Source organism: Pantoea sp. Ap-870 (assembly GCF_011752515.1).
Classification (GTDB): Bacteria; Pseudomonadota; Gammaproteobacteria; order Enterobacterales; family Enterobacteriaceae; genus Pantoea; species Pantoea dispersa.
In genome coordinates, this window is the sequence record NZ_VWXG01000001.1 from 372015 (window position 1) to 386031 (window position 14017).

At 59.2% G+C, this 14017-nt stretch carries 12 protein-coding genes and 3 tRNA genes; 10 read left to right on the forward strand and 5 right to left on the reverse strand.

Annotated elements, in window-relative coordinates; all coding sequences use genetic code 11:
- Positions 1–82: 82 nt before the first annotated feature.
- The 6 genes from tolB (at position 83) to F3J41_RS01870 (ending at position 3238) form a co-directional block, all read left to right on the forward strand.
- On the forward strand, positions 83–1378 hold the full coding sequence (gene tolB, locus F3J41_RS01845; protein WP_021508528.1) for a Tol-Pal system beta propeller repeat protein TolB: 1296 nt from the start codon (positions 83–85) through the stop codon (positions 1376–1378).
- Positions 1379–1442: 64 nt separating this feature from the next.
- Positions 1443–1961 (forward strand): peptidoglycan-associated lipoprotein Pal, encoded by a 519-nt coding sequence (gene pal / locus F3J41_RS01850; RefSeq protein WP_021508527.1) that lies wholly within the window; start codon positions 1443–1445, stop codon positions 1959–1961.
- A 9-nt stretch (positions 1962–1970) separates the two neighbouring features.
- On the forward strand, positions 1971–2762 hold the full coding sequence (gene cpoB / locus F3J41_RS01855) for a cell division protein CpoB (protein WP_058757869.1): 792 nt from the start codon (positions 1971–1973) through the stop codon (positions 2760–2762).
- 166 nt (positions 2763–2928) lie between these two features.
- Positions 2929–3004, forward strand: a tRNA-Lys gene (locus tag F3J41_RS01860).
- 50 nt (positions 3005–3054) lie between these two features.
- Positions 3055–3130: transfer RNA gene (locus F3J41_RS01865), tRNA-Lys, on the forward strand.
- A 32-nt stretch (positions 3131–3162) separates the two neighbouring features.
- Positions 3163–3238: transfer RNA gene (locus tag F3J41_RS01870), tRNA-Lys, on the forward strand.
- A 280-nt stretch (positions 3239–3518) separates the two neighbouring features.
- On the opposite strand, the gene F3J41_RS01875 is transcribed toward F3J41_RS01870, so the two are convergent.
- Positions 3519–4985: an AlkA N-terminal domain-containing protein gene (locus F3J41_RS01875; protein WP_058775443.1), complete on the reverse strand. Its 1467-nt coding sequence runs from the start codon at positions 4983–4985 to the stop codon at positions 3519–3521.
- A gap of 158 nt (positions 4986–5143) precedes the next feature.
- Between F3J41_RS01875 and F3J41_RS01880 the strand changes: the two genes are divergently transcribed.
- The 3 genes from F3J41_RS01880 to pnuC all read left to right on the forward strand — a co-directional run bounded on the left by F3J41_RS01880 (position 5144) and on the right by pnuC (position 7592).
- Positions 5144–5659: a methylated-DNA--[protein]-cysteine S-methyltransferase gene (locus F3J41_RS01880; RefSeq protein ID WP_021508524.1), complete on the forward strand. Its 516-nt coding sequence runs from the start codon at positions 5144–5146 to the stop codon at positions 5657–5659.
- A gap of 126 nt (positions 5660–5785) precedes the next feature.
- Complete coding sequence (gene nadA / locus F3J41_RS01885) at positions 5786–6847, forward strand: quinolinate synthase NadA (RefSeq protein ID WP_166709781.1); 1062 nt, start codon at positions 5786–5788, stop codon at positions 6845–6847.
- Between the two features lie 25 nt (positions 6848–6872).
- Positions 6873–7592, forward strand: a complete 720-nt coding sequence (pnuC, locus tag F3J41_RS01890) for a nicotinamide riboside transporter PnuC (protein WP_021508522.1) — start codon at positions 6873–6875, stop codon at positions 7590–7592.
- On the opposite strand, the gene zitB is transcribed toward pnuC, so the two are convergent.
- The 4 genes from zitB to F3J41_RS01910 all read right to left on the reverse strand — a co-directional run bounded on the left by zitB (position 7589) and on the right by F3J41_RS01910 (position 12626).
- Positions 7589–8545 carry a CDF family zinc transporter ZitB gene (gene zitB, locus F3J41_RS01895; protein WP_166709783.1) on the reverse strand — a complete coding sequence of 319 codons (957 nt, stop codon included), beginning with the start codon at positions 8543–8545 and terminating at the stop codon, positions 7589–7591. The genes pnuC and zitB overlap by 4 nt on opposite strands.
- Positions 8520–11600 (reverse strand): ATP-binding protein, encoded by a 3081-nt coding sequence (locus F3J41_RS01900; RefSeq protein ID WP_166709785.1) that lies wholly within the window; start codon positions 11598–11600, stop codon positions 8520–8522. Before F3J41_RS01900 ends, zitB begins: the two co-directional genes overlap by 26 nt.
- The gene (locus F3J41_RS01905; RefSeq protein ID WP_021508519.1) at positions 11582–12166 is read right to left on the reverse strand and encodes a response regulator transcription factor; all 585 of its coding nucleotides are present in this window, start codon (positions 12164–12166) and stop codon (positions 11582–11584) included. The genes F3J41_RS01900 and F3J41_RS01905 overlap by 19 nt, the downstream gene beginning before the upstream one ends.
- Before the next feature lie 103 nt (positions 12167–12269).
- On the reverse strand, positions 12270–12626 hold the full coding sequence (locus F3J41_RS01910; RefSeq protein ID WP_211075064.1) for a YbgS-like family protein: 357 nt from the start codon (positions 12624–12626) through the stop codon (positions 12270–12272).
- A 297-nt stretch (positions 12627–12923) separates the two neighbouring features.
- On the opposite strand from F3J41_RS01910, the gene aroG reads away from it, so the two are divergent.
- Complete coding sequence (aroG, locus tag F3J41_RS01915; protein ID WP_021508517.1) at positions 12924–13976, forward strand: 3-deoxy-7-phosphoheptulonate synthase AroG; 1053 nt, start codon at positions 12924–12926, stop codon at positions 13974–13976.
- Positions 13977–14017 lie beyond the last annotated feature (41 nt).

Consider the following 14017-nt stretch of genomic DNA (forward strand, 5'->3'; position numbering starts at 1 on the left):
CTTGCCGTACTCTATGAGTACTCGTGTTTTTTCAGGAACTGTGCGAATTATCATGAACTCAGGTTCAGATAAGGGAGATAAGATGAAGCAGGCACTTCGTGTAACCTTAGGTTTTTTTGTACTGCTGTGGGCAGCGATGCTGCACGCGGAAGTACGCATTGAAATTACGCAGGGCGTGAACACCGCGCGCCCAATTGGTGTGGTGCCGTTCCAGTGGGCCGGTCCGGGCGCTGCACCTGAAGATATTGGTGGCATCGTCGCAGCAGACTTACGTAACAGCGGTAAATTCAACCCGCTGGATCGCTCTCGTCTGCCACAGCAGCCGACCAGCGCACAGGAAGTTCAGCCTGCCGCGTGGAGCGCACTGGGTATTGATGCCGTGGTCGTCGGGCAGGTTACGCCGAACGCCGATGGCAGCTACCAGGTGGCCTATCAGCTGGTGGATACCGGTGGCGCACCGGGCACCGTGCTGGCGCAGAACTCCTATAAAGTCACCAAACAGTGGCTGCGCTATGCAGCGCATACCGCCAGCGATGAAGTGTTTGAGAAGCTGACCGGAATCAAAGGCGCGTTCCGTACCCGTATCGCCTATGTGGTGCAGACCAACGGCGGTCAGTTCCCGTACGAGCTGCGCGTGTCTGACTACGATGGTTACAACCAGTTTGTGGTACACCGTTCGCCGCAACCGCTGATGTCACCGGCCTGGTCGCCAGACGGCAGCAAAGTGGCTTACGTGACCTTCGAAAGCGGTAAATCGGCGCTGGTGGTGCAGACGCTGGCCAACGGCGCTATCCGTCAGGTGGCTTCTTATCCGCGTCACAACGGTGCGCCGGCCTTCTCGCCGGACGGCTCTAAGCTGGCCTTCGCCCTGTCGAAAACCGGTAGCCTGAACCTGTACGTGATGGATCTGGCCTCCGGTCAGACGCGTCAGGTGACCGATGGCCGCTACAACAGCACCGAACCTACCTGGTTCCCGGACAGCCAGACGCTGGCTTACACTTCGGATCAGGCCGGTGCGCCACAGATTTACAAAGTTAACGTTAACGGCGGAACGCCACAGCGCATTACCTGGGAAGGTGCTCAGAACCAGGATGCGGATGTGTCATCTGACGGTAAAACGATGGTGATGATTAGCAGCGCGGGTGGCGCGCAGCACGTCGCCAAACAGGATCTGGAAACGGGAGCCGTTCAGACAATAACGGACACGTTCCTGGATGAGACGCCAAGTCTGGCTCCTAACGGCACGATGGTAATCTATAGCTCTACTCAGGGGATGGGTTCCGTGTTGCAGTTGGTTTCAACCGATGGGCGTTTCAAAGCGCGTCTTCCGGCAACTGATGGACAGGTCAAATTCCCTGCCTGGTCGCCGTATCTGTGATGCATCGCTCCCTCGCCTGGCGGGGGAGTAAAATGTATGGCAAACAAAATAATAGGATAAAGAAATGCAACTGAACAAAGTGCTGAAGGGTTTGATGCTGGCTCTGCCGGTTATCGCGGTAGCTGCATGTAGCTCTCACAAAAACAACAACAACGATCAGACCGGTATGGGTGCTGACGGTGCATACGGCGCTGGCGCTGGCCAGAACGGCAACATGTCTTCTGACGAGCAGGCGCGTCTGCAGATGCAGCAGCTGCAGCAGAACAACATCGTTTACTTCGGTCTGGACAAGTATGACGTGCAGTCTGAATACGCTCAGATGCTGGATCAGCACGCTGCTTTCCTGCGCAGCAACCCATCTTACAAAGTGACCATCGAAGGTCACGCGGATGAGCGCGGCACCCCAGAGTACAACATCGCCCTGGGCGAGCGTCGTGCTAACGCCGTTAAAATGTACCTGCAGGGTAAAGGCGTGTCTGCTGACCAGATGTCTATCGTATCTTACGGTAAAGAGAAACCTGCTGTACTGGGCCACGACGAAGCGGCTTACGCTAAAAACCGTCGTGCCGTACTGGTTTACTAAGAGAATCACATGATTAGTAACTTCAGACTTCATCTGTTGAGTCTGTCGTTACTGGTTGGCGTAGCGGCCCCCTGGGCCGCTAATGCCCAGGCGTCAATCAGTAGCGTTGGCTCAGGCTCGGTCGAAGACCGTGTCACCACTCTTGAACGTATCTCCAATGCCCAGGCTCAGCTTCTGCAGCAGTTGCAGCAGCAGATGAGTGATAACCAAAGCGATATCGATTCGCTGCGCGGGCAGATCCAGCAGAACAGTTATCAGCTTAATCAGGTGATTGAACGGCAGAAGCAGCTTTATCAGCAGATCGACAGTCTGAGCAGCAGTAATGGTGCGCAGGCCAGCGGTGGTGCGGATGCAGCAGCCGGTGCCGCAGCGGGAAACGCTGATGCGGGGAGCAGCAACACGGCTGCCGCTGCACCCGCACAAACCGGCGATGCCAACACCGATTACAATGCTGCCGTCGCGCTGATTCTTGAGAAGAAACAGTACGACCAGGCGATTACTGCGCTGCAGGCGTGGGTGAAGAAGTATCCGGACTCCACCTATCAGCCGAATGCTAATTACTGGCTGGGTCAGTTGTTTTACAACAAAGGCAAAAAGGACGATGCGGCCTACTATTTTGCCACTGTAGTTAAAAACTACCCGAAATCGCCAAAAGCGGCGGAAGCGCTGTTTAAGGTTGGGGTGATCATGCAGGAGAAGAACGATACAGCGAAAGCGAAAGCGGTCTACCAGCAGGTGATCAAACAGTTCCCTAACTCTGAGTCTGCTAAGCAGGCACAAAAACGGCTCGCTGCGATGTAATTGCTGCAGTTAAGACCGGATTTCGTCTGATTTCTGGTCTTGCCGCATGAAAGGTAAGCAGTTGAGACATTTAGCGGAAAATAAGGGTTGCGCCCTCCCGCTAAATCAGTAATATATGCCGCCGTTGCCGGGACATATCTTAACAAGTATCGGCAGCACTGAAGATGGGTCGTTAGCTCAGTTGGTAGAGCAGTTGACTTTTAATCAATTGGTCGCAGGTTCGAATCCTGCACGACCCACCATCTCAACCATTCAGTTTTGATGTCACTTCAGTTTGCTTCACAACCTTGATGGGTCGTTAGCTCAGTTGGTAGAGCAGTTGACTTTTAATCAATTGGTCGCAGGTTCGAATCCTGCACGACCCACCATCAAGTCGAAAGTTGTAAGCCACTTCCCGAGCGGGTCGTTAGCTCAGTTGGTAGAGCAGTTGACTTTTAATCAATTGGTCGCAGGTTCGAATCCTGCACGACCCACCAGTTATGTAGAAAGGCGCCCTAAAGGCGCCTTTTTGCTTTTTTACGAAGTTCGGTATGTTGCTTTGAGATCGTACTCAGGCCAGATAAGGCGGGGCGGATCGCAAAGGAATCTCACATCCCTGTGGATCGGCCTCGCCATCCATGGCTCGGACGCTTCGCTCCTTCCGCTCCCGCCTTAACTGGCCCTCAAGCCTTGTCATTGCTTTGGATAATCGCACTCATGCTCAAAGAAGACGGAACCGCCCGGTTCTTTCGGCTGGCTGCAAGGTTTCAAGCTGATCTACTTTTTTACCTTATCCGGCGTCAGGCTCTTCCAGATATGCAGCACCGCGTAACTGCGCCACGGGCGCCACACCTGCGACATCTGCTCTGCGACCTTTGCGCTCACGCCACCGAGATTGTTGCGGATCGCAATATCCTCTTTCGGAAAGGCATCCGGCCAGCGCAGGGCGCGCATGGCGATATAACTCGCTGTCCATGGCCCGACACCCTTCAGCGCCAGCAACTGCTGCTGCACCACGTCCGGATTAACCGCACCATTGAAGCGCAGCGCTCCTGAGGCGCAGGCCGCGGCCAGTGCCTGGATCGCCTGCGCGCGGGCGCTCACAATGCCGAGGCTGGCGATATCATCGAGGGTGGCAGCAGCCAGTGATTCGGCCTCTGGCGGTAAGCGGGAGAGCGCAGGCCACGGTGTGGTGAGGGGCGCGCCAAAACGCTCCGCCACGCGACTGCTCAGCGTCGTCGCGGCTTTCACCGTCACCTGCTGGCCGAGGATGGCGCGGACCGCCAGTTCGAAGCCGTCAAACGCACCAGGAACGCGTAAGCCGGGATAGCGCGCCAGACTCGCAGCTAATAGCGGATCCTGGCTGAGCTGCTCGCTGATGCGCTGTGGCTGGGCATCCAGATCAAACAGATCGCGCAAACGGCGCAGCAGGGCAGGCAGCACCGGCGTCAGCGTGGTAGTAAATTGCACCTTCAGCGCCTGCTTTTCCGGCAAATGGCTAATGCGCACCCAGCCACGACACTGACCGAGCGCCACAGTACGATGATAAACGCCCTCGCTGACCCACTCGACTTGCTTCATCACGCGCTGTTGCAGGAAATCGAGGATGGCGTCCCAGTCATAAGGAGGCCGGTAGCTGAGGCGCAGTTCGGCGCTCTCCTGCTCACCATTCAGGGCTTCCGTCTGAATCTGCTTACGCAGACGCGATGGCGTCATGCGATAGCGAGCCTGAAACACGTCGTTAAAACGGCGCAGACTGCGAAAACCGCTGGCATAGGCAATTTCGGTCACCGGCAATGCGGTTTCAGTCAGTAGCTGCTTCGCCAGCAGCATGCGCCGGGTTTGCCGCAATTCAAGCGGCGACACGCCCAGCTCCTGCTGAATCACCCGTCTTAGCTGGCGTTCACTCAGGTCAAACTCGCTGGCGATCTCAGCCAGCGTCTCCTGTTCTTCCAGTAAGCCTTCTTCGATACGGCGTATCAGCCGGTCGGCGATGCGATGATGGCTATCGACCGGTGCCGAACCAGGTGCCAGCTCGGGACGGCAGCGCAGGCAGGGGCGAAAGTGCGCCTTTTCAGCCGCTTCGGCACTGGTGAAAAACAGGCAGTTCTTCTGCATCGGCGCTTTCACCGGACAGATCGGACGGCAGTAAATACCGGTGGAGGTCACGCCGACAAAAAACACCCCGTCGAAACGGCTGTCGCGCGCCGTCAGTGCCTGATAGGCAATTTCAGGATCAAACATCATCGTCTCCGGCAAATAAACACCATCGTTGCGCAGGTGCGAATGGAAAACTGGCTGCTTTCGGACAGCTAACCAGTTTATGCTCATGGCCGAAAACAGCCAGTTTCGCCGCGCAAAAGTGCGATAATCATCCGCATAGCCCACGCCGGAGGTGCAACATGTATCACGCTAAAATCATTACCACGCCCGTCGGAGAACTGACGCTCATTGCCACGGATCGCGGTCTGTCAGCCATTTTATGGGAAAACGAAGGCGCGCAGCGTGTGCCGCTGAAACCGATCGCGCGTAACGACCAGCATCCGATTCTCTGTGAGGCTGAGCGCCAGCTGCGCCAGTACTTTGCCGGCGAGCGTCAGCAGTTCGACATGCCGTACGACACCGTTGGCACTGCGTTTCAGAAAAAGGTCTGGCAGGCGCTGCTCACCATTCCGTTTGGTGAAACCCGCAGCTATCTGCAAATCGCGGAGCAGATCGGCAACCCGAAAGCGGTACGTGCCGTCGGGGCTGCCAACGGTAAAAACCCGTTGTCGATCATGGCACCCTGTCATCGCGTTATCGGCAGCAACGGTAAGCTCACCGGCTTCGCTGGCGGCCTGGCGGTAAAAGCGTTTCTGCTTGAGCTGGAAAGCCCACAACAGGCGCAGGCTGGCGCGCAGCTGGTACTTCCCGCATAAAAATCACACGACAGGCTCGGTGTAATCCGCTATTGTGTTTAGCATATAAAACACGATGGCGGATTTAATGCCGCATCATCGTCCTGCTGGGCGATTTTGTTAAATCGATAAAACGAGAGCCGTGTCATGAGTGCAATGTTAGATGCTGAAAGCGCCATTTATCCCTTCCCGCCGAAACCGGCGCGCCTCAGCTCACAGGAAAAAGCCGGTTACATCGAAGAAATTAAACGTCTGCTCAAAGCACGCGATGCGGTGATGGTGGCGCATTACTACACCGATCCGGAAATCCAGGCGCTGGCCGAAGAGACCGGCGGCTGCGTGGCGGATTCCCTTGAGATGGCGCGCTTTGGCAGCCAGCATCCGGCGCAAACGCTGCTGGTGGCCGGCGTGCGTTTCATGGGCGAAACCGCCAAAATCCTTAGCCCGGAAAAAACCGTGCTGATGCCCACGCTGCAGGCGGAGTGCTCGCTTGACCTCGGTTGCCCGATTGACGAATTTAACCGCTTCTGCGATGCGCATCCGGATCGGACCGTGGTGGTGTATGCCAACACGTCGGCGGCGGTAAAAGCACGCGCCGATTGGGTGGTGACGTCCAGCATTGCGGTTGAGCTGATTGAACACCTCGACAGTCGCGGTGAGAAAATTATCTGGGCACCGGACCGCCATCTGGGCCGTTACGTCACGCAGCAAACCGGCGCTGATGTGCTGTGCTGGCAGGGCGCCTGCATCGTGCATGATGAGTTCAAAACCCAGGCGCTGCAGCGCATGAAAGCGCTGTATCCTGACGCGGCGGTGCTTGTGCACCCGGAGTCACCGCAGGCGATTGTCGAACTGGCCGATGCGGTCGGTTCCACCAGCCAGTTGATTCAGGCCGCCAAAACGCTGCCGCATCCGCAGATGATTGTGGCGACCGATCGCGGCATCTTCTACAAAATGCAGCAGGCGGTACCGGATAAAGAGTTACTGGAAGCGCCCACCGCGGGCGAAGGAGCGACCTGCCGCAGCTGCGCGCACTGCCCGTGGATGGCGATGAATGGCCTGCAGGCTATCGCTGAAGGGCTGGCACACGGCGGCGAGCAGCATGAAATTCACGTCGATGCGGCGCTGCGTCAGGCGGCGTTACTGCCGCTCAACCGCATGCTAGACTTTGCAGCACAACTCAAACTTACGCTGAAAGGGAACGCCTGAGGCGGTTTTCATACAGGTGCAGATGATGGACTTCTTTAGCACACACAATATTCTGGTTCACATTCCGATTGGCGTCGGCGGCTACGATCTGTCATGGATTGAGGCGATCGGTACGCTGGCCGGCCTGCTGTGTATCTGGCTCGCCAGCCAGGAAAAAATTATCAACTACCTGTTTGGTCTGATTAACGTCACGCTGTTTGCGGTGATTTTCTTTCAGATTCAGCTGTATGCCAGCCTGCTGCTGCAGCTGTTCTTCTTTGTTGCCAACGTGTACGGCTGGTACGCGTGGAGCCGGCAGACCAGCAGCCATGAAGCGGCGCTGAAAATCCGCTGGCTGCCGCTGCCGAAAGCCATCGGCTGGGGCGCCGCCTGCGTGATCGCCATTGCGCTGATGACGCGCTATATCGACCCGGTATTCGCTTTCCTCACGCGCACCGCGGTGGGCCTGATGCAGTCGCTCGGTCTTAACGTGGTAATGCCGCAGCTGCAGCCGGATGCCTTCCCGTTCTGGGATTCCTGCATGATGGTGCTGTCGATTGTGGCGATGATCCTGATGACGCGCAAATACGTTGAGAACTGGCTGCTGTGGGTGGTGATCAACGTTATCAGCGTGATGATCTTTGCGCGTCAGGGCGTGTATGCCATGGCGCTGGAGTACGCCATTCTGACGCTGATCGCGCTGAACGGCACGCGCCTGTGGATGCAGAGCGCACGGGAACAGGGTTCGCGCGCGCTGTCCCATTAGTGGTGATGATGCGCGTGGCCTTCCAGCGCTGCGTGCTCGTGCTGCGAGCCGCTCTCCTCGCATAACTCGCAGTCCGGGCCGACGCAGGGCTGATACTCCATCTGCACCGTGGCATGGGCAATCTGATAATGCTGGTGCAGATACTGATGAATGCGTCGCAGCAGGCCGTCGTGATCGTACGGCGGAATCACCTGCACGTGCAGCGTCAGCACCGGCTTTTCGCCCACCTGCCACACATGCACATGATGCACATTGCGCACTTCATCAATGTGACGCGTCAGCGCCCGCGCCAGCTTATCCACGTCGATATGCGTCGGTGCGCCTTCCAGCAGCTCGTGCAGGCTTTCGCGCAGCAGCGCCCAGCCGCTGCGCACCACCAGCAACGCCACCAGCAGCGACAGAATTGGATCGATCGGCGTCCAGCCGGTTAGCATGATAATCACTGCCGCCACGATTGCGCCCACCGAACCCAGCAGATCGCCCAGCACGTGCAGCGCGGCAGCACGCACGTTGAGATTCTTCTCTTCGCTGCCGCGGTGCAGCAGCCAGAACGACAGCAGATTCGCCAGCAGGCCGGCAATGGCGATGCCGAGCATCAGGCCGCCTTCAATCGGCTCGGGCTGGTAAAAACGGCGCAGCGCTTCCCAGACGATCAGGACGGTAATCACCAGCAGCGCGATGGCGTTAACAAACGCGGCCAGCGTGGTAAGACGCAGCAAGCCAAAGGTGTGACGCGCATTCGGTTTGCGCCGGGCGAACTGCACGGCCAGCAGCGCCATCAGCAGCGCGGCGGCGTCGGTGAGCATATGTCCGGCATCGGCCAGCAGCGCCAGCGAGCCGGACACCAGCCCGCCGATGACCTCGGCAACCATAAACAGCGCGGTGACGCCAAACGCGGCGGCGAGACGCGTGCGGTTGCCGCCGTGCTCACTGTGAGAATGAGTGTGTGCCATAACGTTCCAGTTGGTTAAGTAGCCTGTTCGTTAATGATATCAGTAAATTGAGATTGTCACGGTCAGGCTGATGCTGTTTTGCCGCGTCGGCCAGCTGCTGGCAGCGGGCGGCCACGTCGTCAATGCCGAGCATCAGCCAGCTGCCTTTCAGGCGGTGCGCCGCGCGCGCCAGCTGAGGCCAGTCTGCGGCCGCGCTCGCCTGCAGCAGCGCATCACGATCCTGCTGCAGCGTACGCTGCAGGGTGTGGCAAATACGCGGGATGAAAGCCGGATTGTGCTGCGCCAGAATCTGCAGGCTGTCCGGCAGCACCTGCAGCGGATCGCGCACTGCCTGCGCCAGCAGCGGTGCAATATCCCGCAGAGTCACTGGCTTAACCAGCTGCGCTTCGTGCGCCTGCAGTGGCAGTTTCAGCAGCTGTACGTCGGCGGAGCACAGTATGCGCAGCGCAGGCTGCTCGCGCTGGCGCTGACGGCGGCGCAGGATGCGTAGCAGCGTCAGGCCATCCGGGCGTGGCATCATCTGGTCGATAAACAGCACATCAAACGGCTGCTGCGCATCGGCCCGCAGCAGTTCGCGGCCATCCTCAAACACCGCCGCAGTAATGCCAAAGCTCGCCAGCTGCTGCTGCATCACCAGCAGATTGGTCGGGTGATCGTCGACAATCGCCACGCGCAGCTGCGGATAGTGCGGCCAGTGCGTGGCGTCATCCGCCGCCGTCGCCGCACAGGGTTCCAGCGGCAGGCGCACGCTCACCGTGGTGCCCTGCTGCGGTGCGGAGTGCAGCGACAGCGTGCCGCCCATGCGCTGTACAATCTCGCGACAGATAAACAGCCCGAGGCCGCTGCCCTGCACCGCATGGCGCTTGCCCGACGGCGCCTGATACCACGGTTCAAACAGCTGCGCCTGCTCGCTGAGCGGAATGCCGCTGCCGCTGTCGCTCACCGTCAGCGCGATATCCCCGGCGACCGCCAGCGTCAGGCGAATTTCGCCGTGGCGGGTAAATTTCAGTGCATTGGCCACCAGGTTGTTCACCACCTGCTGCAGGCGATCGCTGTCGAGCATCACGCTGGCCGGCAGCGGCGTCAGCGCCGCTACGTGCAGCTGCGGCCCGCCATCGCGCATCAGCGGGTGATAAAACTGCTGTTGCTGCTGTAGCCATAGTGTGAGATCGAGCGGGCGCGGCGTGAGGCGGAAGCTGTGATTCTCGATGCGCGCATGATCCTGCAGGTCGTTCAGCAGCGTCATCAGCGACCGGGCGCTGCTGTGCATTACATCGAGCCGCGCGCTGGGATGCTGCTGCTGTTCCAGCTCCAGCAGGCCCAGTATCGCCTGCATCGGCGTGCGCAGCTCGTGGCTGGCGGTGGCGAGAAACTGACTTTTAGCGGCATTGGCGCGCTCCGCCTGCTCGCGCTGTAACCGCTCACGCCGCTGCTGCAGATAGCGGCGCAGCAGCAATACCAGCAACAACAGGATGATCACGGCGGCCGCAATCAAAATCAGCAGCGGCACATTGCGCATCGTCATGGTGGTGCCGGGCTGCGGCGGCTGCGACCAGCTGACGCGCATCTGGTTCAGCGTATCCGCCGGAATCTGCTGCAGCGCATGGTCGAGCAGGGCGCTCAGCTGCGGCTGCTGTGCGCTCACCTGCGGCGCCAGCGGCCAGGCGATATCGCTGGCCACAAAGGCGAGATGCACGCGGTTGCCCTCATGGCTGGCCATGCGCCAGCGCGCCGACAGCACGTTATCCACCACTGCATCAATCTGGCCAGTGTTGAGGGCCTGCCACAGCTGGGCGCGATCGTCGAACAGCTGGGGCGCGATCTCAGCCGGAAGCAGACGCTGCGCCAGATCGCCACGCAGCACGCCGACGCGCTGAGCGTGCAGCGCGGACCAGCCCATCGGCTGCCTGTCGGACAGCGTGTAAATGCCCCAGATGGCGCGCCACACCGGCAGCGCGGTGCGGTTAGCATCGTCCCCGTACAGCGGCTGTAACAGGTTGAGCATCACCTGCTGCTGCTGCAACAGACTGGCGGCCTGCTGCGGATTATTGACCCAGCGCGGCGTGAAACGCAGGCCGGTGCTCTGGCTCAGGGCGTTAAGCAGGTCAATACCGAAGCCGCGCGCGTTGCCGCTGGCATCGCGATAGCTCCACGGCGCGTTATCGCTCTCGGCGGCATAAGGGATGGCATCCTGCTGCGCCAGCCACTGTTTCTCTTCGCCCGTCAGCATCAGGGTTTGCGTATCCTGATAGCGCAGCAGCGGTGGACTCCAGCGCTGCTGCACGCGATTGCTGAACTCCGCTGGCAGCAAACGCAGCTGGCGGTTGAGCCAGGCAATCAGCGCCGGATCGCGTGTCAGTGCGCGCAGCGACAGCTCGCCGGCACCGGGATCGGCGGTGATTTGATAAATCTGTCCCTGCTGCAGCTGGCCGAGCAGGAAACCGGCGCTGGCTTCATCGGCCACCAGATAGTCACTTTGCTGGTTCAGCAGCGCATACAGCGCCTGTAAATTGCCGGGCAGCGTCTGCCAGCGGTGGCGATGTGCAAAGGTTTGCGGCAGTTGCGCCAGCGTGTCGGCAGCGATGGTCAGCTGAGCGTTGTCACTGTTGAACATCACCGCGCGCTGGTTGTCGCGATTGCGGTAGATGCGCATCGGGCTGGTGAACCAGCTCTCGCTGGTCAGTACGTCGGCGGGCAGATCGCGCTGGCGGGTGCTCAGCACCATATCCACGTCGCCACGCTGCAGCGCCGCCAGCTGGGCGGCAAAGTCAGGATAGCCGTGCAGGCTGAATGTGCTGCCGCTCAGCTGGCTGAGGGCGCTGAGATAATCGGCATCAATGCCCCAGATGCGATCGCCGATGCGCATCGCCCAGGGCGCGCTGTTTTGCGCCGGCACCGCCACGCGCAGCACCGGTCCTGGCCACGGCTCGGCGTGCGGCGCGGGCATCATGGCGGGCAGCATCACGCTGCTGGCGGGCTGCAATCCGGCGCGCGCCAGCAGACTGAAAAACAGCGCGAACAGCAGCAGCCAGCGTGTCACTGCTGCGCTTTCCACAGTTCTGCCAGCTCGACCACCGACTGCACGCCGGTCTTCTCGAGGATATTTTTCTTGTGGGTGCTGACGGTTTTATTGCTGATGTGCAGCTGTTCGCCAATCTGGATGTTCGACAGCCCGCGCACCAGCAGCGCGACAATCTGCTGCTCTTTCTCGGTGAGTGGAAGTGCAATGCGCTCCGGCAGCGGCGGAAACGCCTGCTGGCCGCCCAGCACCGCCAGAATCGCGCTCAGCAACTGCGCCATGCTTTGACTCTTCACCACATAGCCGGCCGCCCCGAGCGAGGCGGCGCTGAGCAGCGTGTGACGGCTCTGCTGGGCCGAGTAAATCAGCACCGGACACTGCGGATGGCGCGCGCGCAGACGGCGCAACAGCTCCAGACCATCGCTATCCGGCAGGCCGATATCCAGCACAATCAGGTCAATATGATGCTGTTGCAGCAGCTGGCGCGCCTGGGCTTCGTCACCGGCGGCGTAGAGCTGTAATGGAATAGGGGCGTTGAGGCAGGCCGCTTCCAGCGCGACTTCAACTAAAGGGTGATCATCGATAAGCAGCAGCGCGGCCATGAAACAGTTCCTGTGAATTTCATAGCGTTAGCATAGCGGAAATAGGGCAGGGGAAAAACAACAGGGCGAGCCGAAGCTCGCCCTGCATCACGCTCCGCGTGGATTACTGGGTGGTGCCGTCAGTTTTATGTTTGACGTGACCACCGCCTTCCTTAGTTTCAACTTTCTTGTTCATATCCGGGCAGCGACCATCTTTACACATGGTATTTTTGTGTTCCTGGCTGGCCGACATATTGCCGGAGCTGGTTCCAGAAGTCGCGGCACCGTTGGTATTAATGCTGCCGTTATTAATGTTGCTATTATCGACATTATTTGGCGGCAGATTCTCTTTCGCGCCGCCCGCGGCTGCGCCAGCTTCTGCTGACGCATTCGCCTGGCCGTTGTTGTTATCCGCAGCCAGTGCTGCACCGCTGCCCAAAGTCATCGCTGCCGTCAGAAAAATCAATGCAAACTTATTCATCATTATGCTCCTGTAATAAATGGATAGTTGCCGCGTGACACCCGCTGGTGCTGTTTGACGAAAAAAGCGTGCCGCGACGGAATTTAATTCCGTCATGAGTGTTCGGCATGAATATAAATAGCGAAAGCACCTCATTCCTCAGTGCTTACGTTTAAAAAGCTTAGTTCATAAACGAATAAATGCAAATCTGAGCGAGCCATTGGCGCACAGGACATAATTTACACCTGGTGCCTGAAGGGATACATTGGACGGGTTGCGCCCGGCGTACGCAGGGCCAGAAATTTGAATGGAATAAGTATGGATTACCAGAACGACGATTTACGCATCAGAGAGATCAAAGAGTTACTGCCCCCTGTTGCGCTGCTGGAAAAATTCCCCGCCACCGATAACGCTGCTCAAACCGTTGCCCAGGCCCGCCAGGCCATTCACCGCATTCTGCACGGTGAAGATGACCGCCTGCTGGTAGTGATTGGGCCATGCTCCATCCACGATACCCAGGCGGCCAAAGAGTATGCCGCTCGCCTGCTGACGTTGCGCGAGGAGCTGAAGGGTGAGCTGGAAGTGGTGATGCGCGTGTACTTTGAAAAACCGCGTACCACGGTGGGCTGGAAAGGGCTGATCAACGATCCTTACATGGACGGTAGCTTCCAGATTAACGACGGCCTGCGCCTGGCGCGTAAGCTGCTGGTGGATATCAACGACACCGGACTGCCGGCTGCCGGTGAGTTCCTCGACATGATCACGCCGCAATACATGGCGGATTTGATGAGCTGGGGCGCCATTGGTGCGCGCACCACCGAATCGCAGGTGCACCGCGAGCTCTCCTCCGGGCTCTCCTGTCCGGTCGGCTTCAAAAACGGTACCGACGGCACCATCAAAGTGGCGATCGATGCCATCGGCGCTGCCAGCGCGCCGCACTGCTTCCTGTCAGTCACCAAATATGGTCATTCGGCGATTGTCGAAACCAGCGGTAATGAAGATTGCCACATCATTCTGCGCGGCGGCAAAGAGCCGAACTACAGTGCGGAACACGTTGCGGCGGTGAAAACCGGGCTGGAAAAAGCGGGCCTGCGTCCACAGGTGATGATCGACTTCAGCCACGCCAACAGCAGCAAGCAGTTCCAGCGTCAGATGGTGGTGGCCGCAGACGTGGCGCAGCAGATTGCCGGCGGCGAGCAGGCGATTACCGGCGTGATGATTGAGAGCCACCTGGTGGAAGGCAACCAGAGCCTCGACAGCGGCAAACCGCTGGTGTACGGCCAGAGCGTCACCGACGCCTGTATTGGCTGGGACGACACGGAAAAAGCGCTGCGTCAGCTGGCGCAGGCGATCAAAACCCGTCGCGGCTAACGGCAGCGCACGGCATAAAAAAGGCCAGACTCGCGTCTGGC

Bases quoted from the DNA above. Each gene is read 5' to 3' on its own strand.
- pnuC (WP_021508522.1), top strand. From the start codon at position 6,873: ATGGACTTCTTTAGCACACACAATATTCTGGTTCACATTCCGATTGGC.
- cpoB (WP_058757869.1), top strand. From the start codon at position 1,971: ATGATTAGTAACTTCAGACTTCATCTGTTGAGTCTGTCGTTACTGGTT.
- aroG (WP_021508517.1), top strand. From the start codon at position 12,924: ATGGATTACCAGAACGACGATTTACGCATCAGAGAGATCAAAGAGTTA.
- tolB (WP_021508528.1), top strand. From the start codon at position 83: ATGAAGCAGGCACTTCGTGTAACCTTAGGTTTTTTTGTACTGCTGTGG.
- pal (WP_021508527.1), top strand. From the start codon at position 1,443: ATGCAACTGAACAAAGTGCTGAAGGGTTTGATGCTGGCTCTGCCGGTT.
- F3J41_RS01910 (WP_211075064.1), bottom strand. From the start codon at position 12,626: ATGAATAAGTTTGCATTGATTTTTCTGACGGCAGCGATGACTTTGGGC.
- nadA (WP_166709781.1), top strand. From the start codon at position 5,786: ATGAGTGCAATGTTAGATGCTGAAAGCGCCATTTATCCCTTCCCGCCG.
- F3J41_RS01880 (WP_021508524.1), top strand. From the start codon at position 5,144: ATGTATCACGCTAAAATCATTACCACGCCCGTCGGAGAACTGACGCTC.
- zitB (WP_166709783.1), bottom strand. From the start codon at position 8,545: ATGGCACACACTCATTCTCACAGTGAGCACGGCGGCAACCGCACGCGT.
- F3J41_RS01875 (WP_058775443.1), bottom strand. From the start codon at position 4,985: ATGTTTGATCCTGAAATTGCCTATCAGGCACTGACGGCGCGCGACAGC.
- F3J41_RS01905 (WP_021508519.1), bottom strand. From the start codon at position 12,166: ATGGCCGCGCTGCTGCTTATCGATGATCACCCTTTAGTTGAAGTCGCG.